Source organism: Bradyrhizobium mercantei (assembly GCF_001982635.1).
Lineage (GTDB): Bacteria > Pseudomonadota > Alphaproteobacteria > Rhizobiales > Xanthobacteraceae > Bradyrhizobium > Bradyrhizobium mercantei.
Map to the genome: position 1 here is coordinate 79,779 of NZ_MKFI01000008.1, position 16,098 is coordinate 95,876.

The 16,098-nt window shown below is 66.0% G+C and carries 15 protein-coding genes and 1 other RNA gene; 5 read left to right on the forward strand and 11 right to left on the reverse strand.

Annotated features, from left to right (window positions below; all coding sequences use genetic code 11):
• Positions 1–33: 33 nt before the first annotated feature.
• The 8 genes from ftsW to rsmH all read right to left on the reverse strand — a co-directional run bounded on the left by ftsW (position 34) and on the right by rsmH (position 10,411).
• Positions 34–1,185 (reverse strand): putative lipid II flippase FtsW, encoded by a 1,152-nt coding sequence (gene ftsW, locus BI327_RS33220; RefSeq protein WP_076865593.1) that lies wholly within the window; start codon positions 1,183–1,185, stop codon positions 34–36.
• A gap of 472 nt (positions 1,186–1,657) precedes the next feature.
• Positions 1,658–3,058 carry a UDP-N-acetylmuramoyl-L-alanine--D-glutamate ligase gene (gene murD / locus BI327_RS33225; protein WP_076865594.1) on the reverse strand — a complete coding sequence of 467 codons (1,401 nt, stop codon included), beginning with the start codon at positions 3,056–3,058 and terminating at the stop codon, positions 1,658–1,660.
• Positions 3,059–3,066: 8 nt separating this feature from the next.
• Positions 3,067–4,173 (reverse strand): phospho-N-acetylmuramoyl-pentapeptide-transferase, encoded by a 1,107-nt coding sequence (mraY, locus tag BI327_RS33230; RefSeq protein WP_076865595.1) that lies wholly within the window; start codon positions 4,171–4,173, stop codon positions 3,067–3,069.
• Positions 4,174–4,183: 10 nt separating this feature from the next.
• Positions 4,184–5,617: a UDP-N-acetylmuramoylalanyl-D-glutamyl-2,6-diaminopimelate--D-alanyl-D-alanine ligase gene (locus tag BI327_RS33235; RefSeq protein ID WP_076865596.1), complete on the reverse strand. Its 1,434-nt coding sequence runs from the start codon at positions 5,615–5,617 to the stop codon at positions 4,184–4,186.
• Positions 5,614–7,071: a UDP-N-acetylmuramoyl-L-alanyl-D-glutamate--2,6-diaminopimelate ligase gene (locus BI327_RS33240; protein WP_076865597.1), complete on the reverse strand. Its 1,458-nt coding sequence runs from the start codon at positions 7,069–7,071 to the stop codon at positions 5,614–5,616. Before BI327_RS33240 ends, BI327_RS33235 begins: the two co-directional genes overlap by 4 nt.
• Positions 7,072–7,194: 123 nt before the next feature.
• Complete coding sequence (locus tag BI327_RS33245; RefSeq protein WP_076865598.1) at positions 7,195–8,952, reverse strand: peptidoglycan D,D-transpeptidase FtsI family protein; 1,758 nt, start codon at positions 8,950–8,952, stop codon at positions 7,195–7,197.
• Between the two features lie 11 nt (positions 8,953–8,963).
• Entirely contained in the window at positions 8,964–9,413 is a 450-nt protein-coding gene (gene ftsL / locus BI327_RS33250) for a cell division protein FtsL (RefSeq protein ID WP_076865599.1), read from the reverse strand.
• Positions 9,414–9,415: 2 nt separating this feature from the next.
• Positions 9,416–10,411 (reverse strand): 16S rRNA (cytosine(1402)-N(4))-methyltransferase RsmH, encoded by a 996-nt coding sequence (gene rsmH, locus BI327_RS33255; RefSeq protein WP_076865600.1) that lies wholly within the window; start codon positions 10,409–10,411, stop codon positions 9,416–9,418.
• Positions 10,412–10,898: 487 nt separating this feature from the next.
• On the opposite strand from rsmH, the gene BI327_RS33260 reads away from it, so the two are divergent.
• Both BI327_RS33260 and BI327_RS33265 read left to right on the forward strand, forming a co-directional pair.
• On the forward strand, positions 10,899–11,762 hold the full coding sequence (locus BI327_RS33260; protein ID WP_076865601.1) for an N-acetylmuramoyl-L-alanine amidase: 864 nt from the start codon (positions 10,899–10,901) through the stop codon (positions 11,760–11,762).
• A gap of 99 nt (positions 11,763–11,861) precedes the next feature.
• Positions 11,862–12,086: a hypothetical protein gene (locus tag BI327_RS33265; RefSeq protein WP_076865602.1), complete on the forward strand. Its 225-nt coding sequence runs from the start codon at positions 11,862–11,864 to the stop codon at positions 12,084–12,086.
• Between the two features lie 83 nt (positions 12,087–12,169).
• Here BI327_RS33265 and BI327_RS33270 read toward each other — a convergent pair whose 3' ends face one another.
• Positions 12,170–13,402 (reverse strand): RNA polymerase sigma factor, encoded by a 1,233-nt coding sequence (locus tag BI327_RS33270; RefSeq protein WP_076865603.1) that lies wholly within the window; start codon positions 13,400–13,402, stop codon positions 12,170–12,172.
• A 67-nt stretch (positions 13,403–13,469) separates the two neighbouring features.
• A complete protein-coding gene (locus tag BI327_RS33275) occupies positions 13,470–13,826 on the reverse strand; it encodes a YciI family protein (RefSeq protein ID WP_076865887.1) in 357 nt (118 codons plus the stop codon).
• A gap of 147 nt (positions 13,827–13,973) precedes the next feature.
• On the opposite strand from BI327_RS33275, the gene rnpB reads away from it, so the two are divergent.
• From rnpB to BI327_RS33290, 3 genes are all read left to right on the forward strand, one after another.
• Positions 13,974–14,388: RNase P RNA component class A (rnpB, locus tag BI327_RS33280), an RNA gene on the forward strand.
• Between the two features lie 160 nt (positions 14,389–14,548).
• A complete protein-coding gene (locus tag BI327_RS33285) occupies positions 14,549–14,728 on the forward strand; it encodes a hypothetical protein (RefSeq protein ID WP_076865604.1) in 180 nt (59 codons plus the stop codon).
• Between the two features lie 66 nt (positions 14,729–14,794).
• Positions 14,795–15,322, forward strand: a complete 528-nt coding sequence (locus BI327_RS33290) for a hypothetical protein (RefSeq protein WP_076865605.1) — start codon at positions 14,795–14,797, stop codon at positions 15,320–15,322.
• A 33-nt stretch (positions 15,323–15,355) separates the two neighbouring features.
• On the opposite strand, the gene BI327_RS33295 is transcribed toward BI327_RS33290, so the two are convergent.
• A complete protein-coding gene (locus tag BI327_RS33295; RefSeq protein WP_076865606.1) occupies positions 15,356–16,072 on the reverse strand; it encodes an alpha/beta fold hydrolase in 717 nt (238 codons plus the stop codon).
• Positions 16,073–16,098: the final 26 nt, after the last annotated feature.

Consider the following 16,098-nt stretch of genomic DNA (forward strand, 5'->3'; position numbering starts at 1 on the left):
TTTCCAGATAGCCGAGGCCGCAGTCACAGTCACCTACGCGTAGGCGCGCTGCGCGCTGGCGCCTTCCATCGATTCGATCTCGGTGCGCGGCCGCTGCCGCGTCAGCGCCAGCATCATGCCGACGCCATAGGCGAGCGAGACGAACGAGGATCCGCCGTAGGAGATGAACGGCAGCGTCATGCCCTTGGCCGGGATCAATTGCAGATTGACCGCCATGTTGATCGTCGCCTGCACGCCGAACAGGATCGCAAGCCCCGACGCCGCGAAGCGCGAGAACATGTCCTCGGTGGCATAGGCGCGGGTCAGCGTGCGGATCACGATGAAGCCGAACAGCGCGACCAGCATCAAACAGAGGATGATGCCGAATTCTTCCGCCGCGACCGCGAACACGAAGTCGGTGTGGCTGTCCGGCAGGCTGCGTTTGGCGATGCCCTCACCCGGCCCGAGCCCGAACCAGCCGCCGTTCCAGAACGCCTCCATCGCGGTGTCGACCTGGAAGGTGTCGCCGGAGGCCGGATTCATGAAGCGCTTGATGCGGCCGGCGACGTGCGGCACCAACAGATAGGCGCCGAACAGGCCCGCGCCGGCGGCGCCGGCGAGCCCGAACACCCAGATCATCCGCATGCCCGCGATGAAGAACAGCGCCCCCCACACGGTGAGGATCAGCATGGTCTGACCGAAGTCAGGCTCCATCACCAAAAGCGTCACCAGCGTCAGCAGCAGCACCAGTGCCATCGAGGTCGCCGGCATCTCCGGCCGCTTGGTCGATTCCGCAAACAGCCAGGCCGCGACGATCACGAAGGCGGGCTTGGCGGCTTCGGAGGCCTGGATGTTGACGCCGAGCAGCGTGATCCAGCGCCGCGAGCCCTTGACCTCGGGCCCGACCAGCAGCGTCAGCACGATCAGCGCAATCGACACCGCGAACACGATCAGCGCGGTGCGCCGGATCTGCCGCGGCGTCATGAACGAGACGCCGATCAGCACGATCAGCGACGGCGCCAGGAACATGACGTGGCGATTGAAGAAGTGGAACGGATCGAGCCCGATCCGAGTCGCGACCGGCGGGCTCGCCGCCAGCGACAGGATGACCCCGGCCAGCATCAACGCGGCGATCGCGACAAGCAGCAACTTGTCGACGGTCCACCACCAGTCCGAGAACGGGGTGCGTTGGTCACGGGCAAGCATGGGCGTCCCCAGATGGCAGAGATAACGTCCATTCGTGGCGCAGGATGGTTTCCAAGGGGTTAACGGGTTGGGTAACTTTTGAGGGAGGTGGATTGCGCGCCCCAACCACTGCTGTCGTCCTGGCGAAAGCCAGGACCCATAACCACCGAATTTGATTGTGAACGGGATCGCGGTCCCGGCATCGCGCAACAACGGACATTTGGGGTAATGGGTCCTGGCTTTCGCCAGGACGACGATGGTGCGGCTCTTTCCGCGCGTCGTCCCTGCGAAAGCAGGGACCCACACTCCGCGGCGGATATTGTTGAAGGGACTCGGTCGTCCCAGCATCGCTCACCAACAACCGTTCGTGGTTATGGGTCCCTGCTCCCGTGCGCAATTGCGCACTAGGCAGGGACGACGCTGAGAATGCGGGGCGGCTTTGGCTGCGGATGGGTAGAGTGCAGCGAAACCCCATCCCAGGATTTGGCGGTCGTCACACCACCGGCTTGACGCCCGGCAGCGCCTGGACGATGTCGCGGAAGGCGGTGCCGCGGATTTCGAAATTGCGGTACTGGTCGAACGAGGCGCAGGCCGGCGACAGCAGCACGACGGCTTCCGCGAGGCCCGACGCCTCCGCATCGCGCGCGGCGCTGGCGATGGCGACGTCGAGCGTGCCGGACATGTCGTGCGGCACGCGCTCGCCGAGCGTGCCGGCAAACTCGGCCGCCGCCTCGCCGATCAGATAGGCCTTGCGGATGCGCGGGAAATATTCTGATAGCCCCGTGATGCCGCCGGCCTTCGGCTTGCCGCCCGCGATCCAGTAGATGTCGGCGAAGGACGACAGCGCATGCGCGGCCGCATCGGCGTTGGTGCCCTTTGAATCGTTGACGAACAGTACGTTGCCGCGGCGGCCGACTTGCTCCATGCGGTGTGCGAGACCCGGAAAGCTGCGCAGGCCGTTCTGCAGCACATCGGGCGCGACGCCGATCGCCAGCGCGCAGGCCGAGGCGCAGGCGGCGTTCTGCGCATTGTGCAGGCCGCGCAGCGAACCGATGCCGCCGAGGCGCGCGATCTCGCTGCGCGCCGCGCCCGATGCGCGCACGATGGTCTCGTGCTCGACATAGAGCCCGTCGGGCAGCGGATTCTTCACCGAAATGCGGACCACGCTCCTGCCGGCACGGTCGAGCCGGTCGGCGATGTTGCGGCACCAGATGTCATCGACGCCTGTGATGGCGGTGCCGCCCGGCTGCACGCCCGCGACCAGCCGCTCCTTCACCGCGGCGTAGTGCTCCAGCGTGCCGTGGCGATCGATGTGGTCTTCGCTGATGTTGATCAGGATGCCGACCGAGGGATCGAGCGACGGCGCGAGGTCGATCTGGTAGGACGACATCTCGATCACATGGACGCGGCCCATCCGCGGCGGCTCCAGCGACAGGATCGCGGTGCCGATATTGCCGCCCATCTGGGTGTCGTAGCCGGCGACCTTCATCAGATGCGCGATCAGCGCCGTCGTGGTCGACTTGCCGTTGGTGCCGGTGATCGCGACGAACGGCGCGTTCGGCGCGTGACGGCGCCGCTCGCGGCAGAACAGTTCGACGTCGCCGATCACCTCGACGCCGGCCTCGCGCGCCTTCAGCACGCTCCAATGCGGCGCCGGATGGGTCAGCGGCGCGCCGGGGGTCAGGATCAGCGCGGCGAAATTCGCCCACGACACGGTACGCAGGTCGGCAGTGGTGAAGCCGGCCTGCGCCGCCTTGACGACGTTGTCGGCATTGTCGTCGGCTGCGATCACCTCGGCGCCACCGGCCTTCAGCGCATGGCAGCTCGCAAGCCCGGAGCCGCCGAGCCCGAACACTGCGACCGTCTTGCCGGCGAAGGAGGTGACCGGGATCATGGCGGCGCTCAGCGCAGCTTGAGGGTGGAGAGGCCGGCGAGCGCCAGCATCACCGAGATGATCCAGAACCGGATCACGATCTGCGGCTCGGTCCAGCCCTTCTGCTCGAAATGATGGTGCAGCGGCGCCATCCGGAACACGCGCTTGCCCGTGAGCTTGAACGAGGTGACCTGCACGATCACCGAGACCGCTTCCAGCACGAACAGGCCGCCGATCACGGCGAGCACGATCTCGTGCTTCACGGCAACCGCGGTGGCGCCAAGCATGCCGCCGAGCGCGAGCGAGCCGGTGTCGCCCATGAAGATCGAGGCCGGCGGCGCGTTGAACCAGAGGAAGCCGAGGCCCGCGCCCAACACCGCGCCGCACAGCACCGCCAGTTCGCCGGTGCCGGCGACGTAATTGATCTGCAGGTAATCCGAGAACACCGCGTTGCCGGTGAGATAGGAGATCATGCCGAAGCTCGCGGCCGCGATCATGACAGGCACGATCGCAAGGCCGTCGAGGCCGTCGGTCAGGTTCACCGCATTGCCGGCACCGACCATCACGAAGGTGCCGAAGATCACGAAGAACCAGCCGAAGTTGATCACGATGTCCTTGAAGAAGGGAATCGCGAGCGAGGTCGAGGACACGTCGCGCCCGAGCCGGACCAGCGCGTAGGTGGCGGCGAGCCCGATCACCGCCTCGATCAGCAGCCTGAGCTTGCCGGCGAAGCCAGAGTGTGACTGCTTTGTGACCTTCAAATAATCATCATAGAAGCCGACGAAGCCGAAGCCGAGCGTTACGGCCAGCACGATCCAGACATAGGGATTGAGCGGATTGGCCCACAGCAGCGTCGACACCACGAGCCCGGACAGGATCATCAGCCCGCCCATGGTGGGCGTGCCCTTCTTCGAGATCAAATGCGACTGCGGACCATCAGTGCGGATCGGCTGGCCCTTGCCCTGCCGCAGCCGCAGATGATCGATGATCCAGGGCCCGAACAGGAACACGAACAGCGCGCCGGTCACCATCGCGCCGCCGGTGCGGAAGGTGATGTAGCGGAACACGTTCAGGCCGCTGCGGAATGCCCCAAACCCCGGAACGGTGTTGGACAGTTCGATCAACCAGTAGAACATTCAAAGGGTCCTATACCGCTTCTTCGTGTGCGGCCTTGTCGGGGAAGCGTTTTTCCAGCGCGCTGACAATGAGCTTCATCTTCGATCCCAGCGAGCCCTTCACCATGATCACGTCACCGGCACGGACCGCGGCGACCGCCTGCGCTTCGAGCGCCGCCGAGCTCTCGGCATAGCCTCCCCGCTTGCCGGTGGAAAGGGCATCCCACAGATTCCGCATCAGCGGACCACAACAATATACGAGGTCGATGCGGTTGGCGGTCACGGCCTCGTTGAGGCCGCGGTGCAGATCGGGCCCGGTCGGCCCGAGTTCGAGCATGTCGCCGAGCACGGCGATGCGGCGGCCATGCGCCCCGGTCCGGGCCTGGCCGAGCACGTTGAGCGCGGCACCCATCGAGGCCGGATTGGCGTTGTAGCTCTCGTCGATCAGCGTCGCCTCGCCATGGCCGACCTCCAGCGTGCGGCGGAAGCCGCGGCCGGTCGGCGCCTCGAGCTGCGACAGCGACAGCGCCGCACGTGCGATATCGGCGCCGAGCAGCGCGGCGCCGGCGAGCACCGCGAGCGAGTTCATCGCCATGTGGCGGCCGGGCATGCCGATCTTGTAGGTGATGTCGTGATCCAGGATATCGGCATGCACCGCCGAGCAGGTCGCGTGCAGCGAGAGGTCGATCAGCCGCGCCTCGGCGCGCTTGTCGGTGCCGAACGAGACGATGCGCGAGATGCCGGCCTTCTTGGCCTGCTTCTGCAGCCGGGCGAATTGTCCGTTGTCGCGATTGAGCACGACCGCGCCATTGGGCTCGAGCCCTGCGAAGATCTCCGCCTTGGCGTCGGCGATCGCCTCGATGCCGGCGAAGAACTCCAGATGCACCGGCTCGATCGTGGTGATGACGGCGACATGCGGCCGCACCATCTTCACCAGCGGCGTGATCTCGCCGGCATGGTTCATGCCGATCTCGAACACTGCGAAGCGCGTGCTCGCCGGGCAGCGCGCCAGCGACAGCGGCACGCCCCAGTGATTGTTGAAGGACGCGACCGACGCATGGGTCTCGCCCTGCGCCGACAGCACGCGGCGCAGTGCCTCCTTGGTCGAGGTCTTGCCGACCGAGCCGGTTACCGCGATGATCTGCGCATTGAGCCGCGCGCGTGAGGCATGCGCGAGTTCGACGAGACCGGCGAGCACGTCGTCGACCACCAAGAGCGGCGCGTCGGCGGGAAACTTGTTGCGTTGCGCGGCCTCGACCACGGCAAGCCCGGCGCCGGCCTTCAGCGCCGTCTCGACAAAGGCATGGCCGTCATGGACGTCGCCCTTGATCGCGAAATACGCCTCGCCCGGCGCGATGGTGCGGCTGTCGATCGAGAGCCCGGTGACGCCTTCCGGCAGCGCGCCCTGCGTGACGGCACGCATCGCGGTCGCCATCGCATCTGAAGTCCATAACAATGTGCTCATGCGCCCTCCGCAGCTAACGCGGCAGCAACCGCTTCATGGTCGCTGAACGGCAGCGTCGTGTTGCCGACGATCTGCCCGACCTCGTGGCCTTTGCCGGCGACCACCAGCGCATCGCCCGGCGCGAGGCCGGCAATGCCGGCGCGGATCGCGGCGGCGCGATCGCCGATCTCGCGCGCACCCTTTGCGGTGGCCATGATCGCAGCGCGGATCGCCTCCGGCTTCTCGCTGCGTGGATTGTCGTCGGTGACGATGATTTGATCGGCATTCTCGGCGGCGATCGCGCCCATGATCGGGCGCTTGCCGGCGTCGCGGTCGCCGCCGGCACCGAAGATCACGACCAGCCTGCGCCTCGCATAGGGCCGGAGCGCCTGCAACGCCTTGGCGAGCGCGTCGGGCTTATGGGCGTAGTCGACGAAGATCGGCGCGCCATTGTGCTCGCCGACGAATTCCAGCCGGCCTTTTGCCCCCTCAAGGTGTTCGAGGCAGCCGAACACGTCATCGGCGGCGCTGCCGGTGCCGATCGCAAGGCCGGCCGCGACCAGCGCATTCTCGATCTGGAATTCGCCGACCAGCGGCAGCCGGATCGCGTATTGGCGGCCGTGATGCTCGATCACGAGCTTCTGCGCAAAACCTTCGATGGCGGCGTCGGTGAGCCGGATGCCCTCGCTTGCGTCGGCGTTGCGACCGACCGCGATGATGCGCAAGCCGCGCGCGCGCGCCGCATCGATCACCTCGCCCGAGCAATCATGATCGGCCGAGATCACCGCCGCGCCGCCGTCGGCGACGAGATCGCGGAACAGCCGGAGCTTTGCGTTGAGGTAATGCGCGACGTCGGGATGATAATCCATGTGGTCGCGCGACAGATTGGTGAAGCCGCCGGCCGCGATGCGCACACCGTCGAGACGATACTGGTCGAGGCCGTGCGAGGACGCCTCGAACGCGAGGTGGGTGACGCCGTCGCTTGCGATCTCGTCGAGCTGGCGATGCAGCGCGATCGGATCCGGCGTGGTCAGCGAGCCGTAGACGGTGCGCTTGTCCGAAACGAGGCCGATGGTGCCGATGCTCGCGGAGGAGTGACCGAGCCGTTGCCAGATCTGGCGCGTGAAGGCTGCGACCGAGGTCTTGCCGCTGGTGCCGGTCACCGCCGCGATCGTCGCGGGCTGGCGGGAAAAGAATTTGGCGGCGGCGAGCGCCAGCGCGCGGCGCGGATTGGGCGTGATGACGAAGGGAACACGCGCGTGACCTTGCGGCAGATGGTCGCTGGCGACTGCGACCGCACCGGCGGCAATCGCCGCGTCGACAAAGCGCGTGCCGTCGGTCCTGCTGCCGGCCAGCGCGAAGAACAGGTCGCCCGGCTTCACCGCGCGGCTGTCGACCGCAAGCCCGCCGACGACGACAGGGTCGGCACTTGGATCGATCGTGGCATCGGCGCTGAAGAGGTCGCGAAGTCTCATGATCTTCCAGTCTGGCCGGCGCCGTTCTGGCGCCGTCGCTTGGGCATGATCTACCCGGAAAACCGCTGCGCACTTTGCGCTAGCGCGGCCGTCCCGGTCCGGATCATGCCGTGAATATACGCCTTACTGGGTTGCTCTCGATGCCGCAAGAATAAGGCGGTCGGACGGCGGCAGGTCGAAGCGCGGTTCAACGCCCAAAAGCGGCGCAATTCGGGCGATCACGTTGCCGCCGGTCGGCACCGCGTTCCAGCCCGAGGTGATGAAACCATAGGTCTCTTTCAGCGGCTGCGGCTCGTCGAGCATGATCAGCAGCTGATATTTCGGATTGTCGGCGGGCAGGATCGCGGTGAAGGCGTTCAGCACGCGCTTCTTAGCGTAGCGGCCGTTGATCACCTTCTCGGCGGTGCCGGTCTTGCCGCCGATATAGTAGCCCTTGACGTCGGCCTTCTTGGCGGTGCCGACCTCGGCGTTGAGCCGCATCAGATAGCGCATCTTGTCCGAGGTCTCCGGCTTGATCACGCGCTTGGCCAGCGCCATCGCCTCCTGCTCGGTGCGCTTCAGGAAGGTTGGCGGGATCAAATAGCCGCCATTGACCAGCGCGTCGATGCCCATCACCGCCTGCAACGGCGCCACCGCGATGCCGTGGCCGAACGAGATCGTGACGGTGTTCAGTTCGCCCCACTTCTTCGGCACGATCGGCGAGGCGCTCTCCGGCAGTTCGGTGCGCAGCCGCTCGAGCTGCCCCATCTTGCGCAGGAAGGCCTTGTGCGCGTCGACGCCCATCGCCAGCGCAATGCGCCCGGCGCCGATGTTGGAGGAATAGTAGAACACCTCCTTCATGTTGATCATGCGGCCCATATTGTGATCGTCATGGATCGCGAACTTGCCGTAATGCAGCGGGCCCCGCGCATCCCACATCGAGTTGAGGTCGAACCGGCCGCTATCCAGCGCCATCGCCAGCGTGAACGCCTTGAAGGTCGAACCCATCTCGTAGACGCCGGTGGTCAGGCGGTTGATGCGATCGGGATCGTGCGCCTCCTTCGGATTGTTCGGATCGAAATCCGGCAGCGACACCATCGCCACGATCTCGCCGGTGCGCACGTTGGAGACGAGGCCCGAGGCGGCCTTGGCCTTGAACTTCTCCTTCGCCTTGATCAGTTCGTCGCGCAGCGCGTGCTCGACGCGGAGGTCGACCGACAGCTCAACCGGCTTCTGCAGCCGGTCGGTGGCGAAGCCCGCGCGATGCAGGTCGGCCAGACCATTGTTGTCCAGCCACTTCTCCATGCCGGCGATGCCCTGGTTGTCGATATTGACCAGGCCGATCAGGTGGGCGACCTCGTTGCCGGTCGGATAGACGCGCTTGTTCTCGCGCAGGAAGCCGACGCCGGGAAGACCGAGGCGATGGATGTCCTGTTGCTGTTTCGGCGTGATCTCGCGCTTCAGCCAGACGAAGCCCTTGCGCGACGACAGGCGGTCGCGCACCTCTGAGGTGTCGAGATCGGGCAAGGCCCCGGTCAAAAGCTCGATCGCCTCGTCCTTGTCGATCAGGCGGCGCGGCTCGGCGAACAGGCTCGGCGCCTTGACGTCGGTTGCGAGAATTTCGCCGTTGCGGTCGGTGATGTCGGGCCGCGCGGTTGCGATCGCGTCCTGCGAAGCGGTGCGCCGCGCGCCATGGCTGTCGGCGCCGATGGCGAACAGCACCAGACGTCCAGCCAGCACGCAATAGACCGCGGCGAACGCCAGGATCGCAAGACCGACGCGCGCGCGCGCCTTTGCGGCGCGGTCGACATTGCTCCCGTACAGCAGCGTGCGGATCAGCCGCTGGTTCCAGGACTCAGCGGATTTCCCGGCCGGTTTGTTGGCGGGTGCCGGATCGGTCATGGCTGGTCCCGTCATTGCTGCTCTCCCCCGCCCTGCCCGGACTCTTCGGACACAGGCTGGTCGGCGGCCGGCTGGTCGGTCGCCGCCTTATCGATCGAGCCGGTGGTGCTGTCGGGCGCCGCGGCGGCCTCGATGGTGTCGATCATCGCGCCGATCGGATCGCGCGAACCGGGCCGCGTGAAGCTCGGCGGCCGTTCCGGCAGGTTCTTCAGGGAATCGTACTGGTTGGCGTTGAGCGGCTTCAGCGGCAGATGGCGTTCGGCGAGTCCCTGTAGCCGGAGCGGCGCATCGAGCTTGGCCCATTGGGCGCGCAACGATGCAATCGCGTTGCGCTGCTCGCGGATCTCGGCATTGAGCTGCAGCACGCGTTCGACGCGCGCGGTCGATTCCATCTTGATGCGATAGACGTAAGAGGCCGCGAAGATCAGCATGCCGATGACGAGGAGATGGAGAAGGCGCATCGTCAGCCTCCCCGCTTCAGGTCGGCCAGCCGCGGCCATGACGGCAGCTCGTCGTCGGCATGCGCGGGCGACGCGGTGCGTTCAGCGGCCCGCAGCTTGGCCGATCGCGCGCGCGGATTGGCCGATATCTCGGCCTCGCCGGGCACCAGCGGGCGCTTGGTCAGGATCTGAAAGCTCGGCGCGGCCTGTGCGACCTCCGGCAGATGCCGCGATCCGGCGGAAACCTTGCCGCGCTCGCTGAGGAAATTCTTGACGATGCGGTCTTCCAGCGAATGGAACGAGACCACGGCGAGCCGGCCACCCGGCTTCAGCACGAGCTCGGCCGCCGCGAGCGCCTGATGCAGCTCGTCGAGCTCTTCATTGACGAAGATGCGCAGCGCCTGGAAGGTGCGCGTCGCCGGATGGATCTCGTTCGGCTTGGCGCGCACGACCTTTGCGACGATGTCGGCGAGCGCCCCGGTCGTCGTGATCGGCGCGTCCTTGCGCGCGGCAACAATGGCGCGGGCGACGCCGCGCGAATGCCGCTCCTCGCCGAAGATATAGATGATGTCGGCGAGCTGTTTCTCGGATGCGGTCGCGACCACGTCGGCCGCGGTCGGGCCGCTCTGTGCCATCCGCATGTCGAGCGGGCCTCCCAAGCGGAAGGAGAAGCCGCGCTCGGCCTGGTCGAGCTGCATCGAGGAGACGCCGACATCCATCACGACGCCGTCGACCGCATCGACGCCTTGCGCGGCGCAGACCTCGGCGAGATCAGAGAAGCGGCCCTCGACCAGCGTCAGGCGGCCGCCCGCGCCGTCGACCAGATCGAAGCCGCCCGTGATCGCGGTGCGGTCGCGGTCGATGCCGATGACGCGCGTCTCGGCAGTGTCGAGAATCATCCGGCTATAGCCGCCGGCGCCGAAGGTCGCGTCGACATAGATGCCGCCGGCGCGCGGCTCGAGATAGGCGACCGCCTCGCGGCCCAGCACCGAAATGTGACGCGGCGCACGCTCGGTCATGCGCGGTCCCCGGGCAGGGCCGCGTAATTGGCATGCAAGCTGGCTGCGCGCCGACTCATTGCGTCTCGAATCCTCGCGCCTTCCATTCCGGCGAAAAAGCCGCTGCGCGATACCAGCGCCAACTCCCGTCCTCGGCCGCAAAACCTGATATCCGACCGGAATTGGGAGGGTTTCCATGGGATTTCGCGCAACAGCGGGGCTCAGCGACCTTGGGCCGTCCCCCGAAACCGGTTCGGCACTTCACCTCTCAGTAACGGCACTTAACGTTAAGAAAACGTTGATGATCGGTTAGCGGAATCGCGCGACTTTGATCCACATTCAAGTGATAGGCTTGACGCCCGCTCCGGGCGTTTTGCGCGGTGCACCTTGCAAAGGTTGGAACCGATAGGCCGATTGCGCGGCCCTGCAGGGTAAAGGAATAGTAAACGCCAATTTGTTTATCCATATGTCAAAATGCTTTCTCCTGGTTCGGGTTTGAGTGATTCGTATGGCTTCTGGTTCGTCCTCATCCGGCAACGCTGATTCAAAGCGTCGCGTCCTTCCTGTGCCGAAGGGCGTGGCCGACCTGAGGACGTTCACGCCGGATTCCTCTGTTGCCTCCGACGTAATCCCGTCGGTGAATTTCGGCGACCGCGCGAATAACCGGCAGCCCGACATGATCGTGCTGCACTATACCGGCATGCCCGACGTCGAGGGCGCGATCGCCCAGCTTTGCACTGCCGGCACCGAGGTCTCGGCGCATTACATCGTGCTCGAGGACGGTCGCATCGTGCAGTGCGTGCCGGAGAGCAAGCGCGCCTGGCACGCCGGCGTGTCCGCCTGGGCCGGTGAAGACGACATCAATTCCTGCTCGATCGGCGTCGAGATCGTCAACCGCGGTCACGATTGGGGCTATCCCGATTTCCCACTACGCCAGATCGCGGCGGTGATCGCGCTGTGCCGCGGCATCATGCTTCGCCGCAACGTCGCCTCGCATCGCGTGCTCGGCCATTCCGACGTCGCGCCGGGACGCAAGAAGGATCCCGGCGAGAAATTCCCGTGGCACTCGCTGGCCAATTCCGGTGTCGGGCACTGGGTGCAGCCGGCGCCGATCGTGCGCGGCGATGCGCTGCAGCTCGGCGCGATCAGCGACAGCGTGTCCAACATGCAGGCCGCGTTCCGCCGCTACGGCTACAACATCCCGACCAACGGCAAGTTCGACGGCCCGACCATGGAGGTCGTCACCGCGTTCCAGCGCCACTTCCGCCCCGAGCGCGTCGACGGGATCGCCGACCGTTCCACCATGGCGACGCTGCACGCGCTGCTCGAGAGCCTGCCGCCGGATGCGGTGGTCGCGGCGAAGGCGAAGTAGCGCTTTCTCGCACTATCCCGCCAAATACGCCTGCGCGAAATGGAACCTTTCACCGCGCGCCGCCTTCTTACTTGGGGCGGTCCGAGTGGAGATTCGTCCATGTTCAAAGCACTCATCGCGGGAGCTGCCGCCATCGGCCTCATCGTCGCTCCGGTAGCCGCAGGCGCCATGTCGACCCAGGACAAGTCCATGTCGACGATGCACAAGACCCATAAAGTCCATCATGCGCAGAAGAAGATGGCACCTGGCACCACGACCGGCATGTCGACTGGAAAGACGACCGACAAGTCGACCGGCGGCGCCAAGGCAAAGACAGGGTACTGAGCACGTTCAACGCCGCGCGGCACGCCGACCATCGTTGATGTGAGAGGCGTGCCCTCGAGGACCACGCCCGAGATGAGGTGACGTCACCCCATCTCGGCGATCCGGCGTGCATAGAGCCGGCGCAGCGGCTCGAGCTGCGTCGCGGCGGTTGCGGCGAGATAGGCCTGCCGCGCCTCGTCCTTGCGGCCGAGGCGGCGCAGCAGATCGGCGCGCACCGCGGGCAGCTGGTCGTATCCCTTCAACGTGCCGCGCGCATCCAGCGCATCGATCAGATCGAGCGCGCGCGCCGGACCGTCGACCATCGACACCGCGGCGGCGTGGTTGAGCTCGATCACCGGCGACGGGCTGATGCGCAGCAGCACCTCATAGAGCCCGGCGATCTGCGGCCAGTCGGTATCCTCAAAGCTCGGCGCACGCGCATGCAGCGCGGCGATCGCGGCCTGCACGGCATAGGATTGCGGCCGGCCCGGCATCTGCAGCGCCTGCTCGACCAAACGCAGGCCTTCGGCGATCTGGTTGCCATCCCACGACGACCGGTCCTGCTCCTCGAGCAGCACGATATCGCCGCCGGCGGTCTGGCGGCCGGCGCGGCGCGCATCATGCAGCAGCATCAGCGCCAAGAGGCCCTTGATCTCGCCGCGCGCCGGTATCAGCGCATCGAGCAGCCGCGCCAGCCGGATCGCCTCGCGCGCCAGATCCGGCCGCATCAAATCCTCGCCGGCAGTCGCGGCATAGCCTTCGGTGAAGACGAGGTAGATCACCGCAAGCACGCCGGCGAGACGCGGCTCCAGCGCCTCGCGCTGCGGCACCTCATAGGGAATGCCCGCTAGCTTGATCTTCTGCTTGGCGCGCAGCAGGCGCTGCGCCATCGCGTCCTCGCTCGCCAGAAACGCGCGCGCGACCTGCACGGTCGTCAGCCCACACACCGTGCGCAAGGTCAGCGCGACCTGGACCTCCGCGGCAAACGACGGATGGCAGCAGGTGAAGATCAGCCGCAGCATGTCGTCGTCGAGCGTCGCATCGGCCGGCTCGGGCGCTTGCGCATCGAGCAGGATTTGATGCGTCAGTTCCGGCTGCTTGCCGCGAAATGTCGCGGCGCGGCGGACCCGGTCGATCGCCTTGTTGCGGCCGACATTGACCAGCCAGGCGCGCGGATTGGCGGGGAATTCACCGATCGGCCAGCGTTGCAGCGCCACCGCGAAGGCATCCTGAAGCGCATCCTCGGCGAGATCGAAATCGCCGACGAGCCGGATCAGCGTTGCGAGCGCCCGGCCCGCCTCGTCGCGAAACACTTTTTCGATCTGGCTCGGGGTCATGACGATCGATCACGTTTGCGGCTGCGCAACCGGCGCAGCCGCTCGGTCCATCAGGCTGACGGCGCCATCACGGATTATCGTAGATCATCACCGGCCTGACTTCGATAGAGCCGGTCTTGGCGCCGGGAATCCGGGCAGCGAGGCCGAGCGCGGTGTCGAGGTCCTTGGCGTCGACCAGATAGTAGCCACCGAGCTGCTCGCGGGTTTCCGCGAACGGCCCGTCGGTCGTCAGCGTCTTGCCCTCGCGGACCCGCACGGTGGTGGCGGTCGACACCGGCTGCAGCCCGTCGCCCGCCTTGAAGTGCCCGCTCTGGATGATGGACTGGGTGTAGACGCCGTACTCGGCCGACAATGCCTTGCGGTCGTCGGCATTCATACGGCCATATTCCGCGTCGCTCCGGTAGATCAGCAACAGGTATTGCATCTCATCTCTCCTCTTGATCGGCTGGATCGCCGACACCCAGTCGAACAGGCGACAGGCCAAACGACATCTTCAGGATAATTTATTTTGGCCGCCTTGGCGGCCGTAATCCGCTTGACGGGACCGGCCGAAACCCCCATGCCATGGGCGTCAGTCGGCCGGACGGCCGCTCCCGCAAGCGCCGAAAGGCCGCGGGGGAGGAAAGTCCGGGCTCCATCGACATGCGGTGCCGGATAACATCCGGCGGGGGTGACCCCAGGGAAAGTGCCACAGAGAACGAACCGCTTCCTCCTCGGAGGAAGTAAGGGTGAAAAGGTGCGGTAAGAGCGCACCGCGTCTCCGGCAACGGAAACGGCATGGCAAACCACACCGGGAGCAAGACCGAATAGGGACGGCAACGCGGTTAGTTCGCGCACGCGCGATAACACCGCAGGGCGATGTCAGGCCCGCCGTCCGGGTAGGTTGCCCGAGGCAAGGTGCAAGCCTTGCCCCAGAGGAATGGCCGTCGCGTACCATTCGCGAGAATGGTGCCCTACAGAACCCGGCTTACAGGCCGGCTGATACTCTAAAGCGTTTTCGAGCGAAGTGGATTTCCGGTTCGCGTGAAGAAAACGCGTCTTGAAGATGGAGTATGAGGGGCTCGGCGCAACACGCCGGGCCCCTCGCCATTTTGGCCGCCACCAATGCATCCCATTTGCTAAACTGCCTCGCGCGGAGGATCGCAGATGGACCTTCAGAAGATCATGGCGAAGGCACGAGACGTCGCCAAGAGCAGCGGCACCATCACTGCCGAACAGCTCAACGGGATGTGTCCCAACAATATGCAGCCCGAAGACATCGCGGCCCTCTTTACGGCTCTGCGCGCCGAGGGCATTCGACTCAAGGACGACGAAGCAGAGAAGTAAGGACTACGCGTGGAACTGGACGTGTCTTTCTGCCCGAGATTCAAGCAATCAAACGGAGGAATGGTAATGTCGGTCGCCTGCAAGTTCGAGCGCAGCATTCTCAGCCACGAGGAATACGAGGCCATCCGCCCGACGCATCACCCCGCCATCTACGGCGTCGAGGTGGCTGAACTCGAGGCGATGCGACCGCGCTTGCGCAAGATGCGCGACAAGGAGCGAACGGTCGGCCGCCACAAGCAGCGCGAAAGCCGCGGCAAGGCCGAGCCGCGCGGGACGAGCTTTCCGGGAACCGCCAAGCATGCATCGGAACGGAAGCAGGTGTTCGCGGCGGCGCTGAAGCGGGTCAACACCGAGCTCAGGCGTCAGCACAATCTGGCGGCCCGGACCGCACATATCGACGCGGCGCGAAAGGCCCTCGCACTGCACCGGGCCGCGAACTTCACGACCCGTCCCGCGGCCGGAGCCACCGCGGGCGAAGGCATGGCGCCGAAGCCGAGCGAACGCCGGAGAAAGATCATTGCAGGCGCCAAGATCGGACGGGTGTCGCAGGCGACGAAAGTCGCTCAGGCCGTGCGCGACGCGCGCGGTGCCTGACACAAACGATCGCGCCTGATCCGTTCCGGCGCGTCAGGCCGCGATCTCCTGCAGCATCGCCATCAGCGCCTCCGGCGCGGTGACGTTCGGCGAGTGGCTGGCGTCGATCTCGAGATGGCGCCAGCCGGCTTCGTTCTTCGTGCGTTTCGCAAACTGCGCGAACGTGTCGGCTTGCGTGGCACGGGTGGCGTAGATGTAGCTGCGCGGCAGGCGCGTCTCGCCGTGTTTCAAATGCAATTTTTGCTCGAAGCACTTGATCGGCATGGCGACGCGGCGCGCACTCAGCCATTCGACGTCGGCGGGAGACGTATCCGGCGGCGTCGCCATCGGCGGGATGCGCCAGCCGTCGCCGCTGCGCGCCGCTTCGCGCATGCTCGTGATCGCGACTTCGTTGAGGTCGAACAGCGACTGGCCGTCGCGCGGCACGAAGGCGTCGATATAGATCAGCTGCGCGATCCGCTCGCGCGCCCGGTCGGCAACGCCGGTCGCGACCATGCCGCCGTAGGAATGGCCGACCAGCACGATGTCGCGCAGATCCTCATAGGAAATGACACCGAGCATGTCCTGGATATGCGCTTCGAGGTCGAGCTCCCGATGCGCGAGATGCGCGCGCTCGCCGAGCCCGGTGTAGCTCGGCGTGATCAGCCGGTGCCCGGCGGCCTGCATCAGGGGATGCATCTTCTTCCACGCCCATCCTGCCGACCAGGCGCCGTGACAGACCAGAAATGTCTTGGATGAACTCGCAGTCATGGGGATGCTTCCATTCCGATTATCGT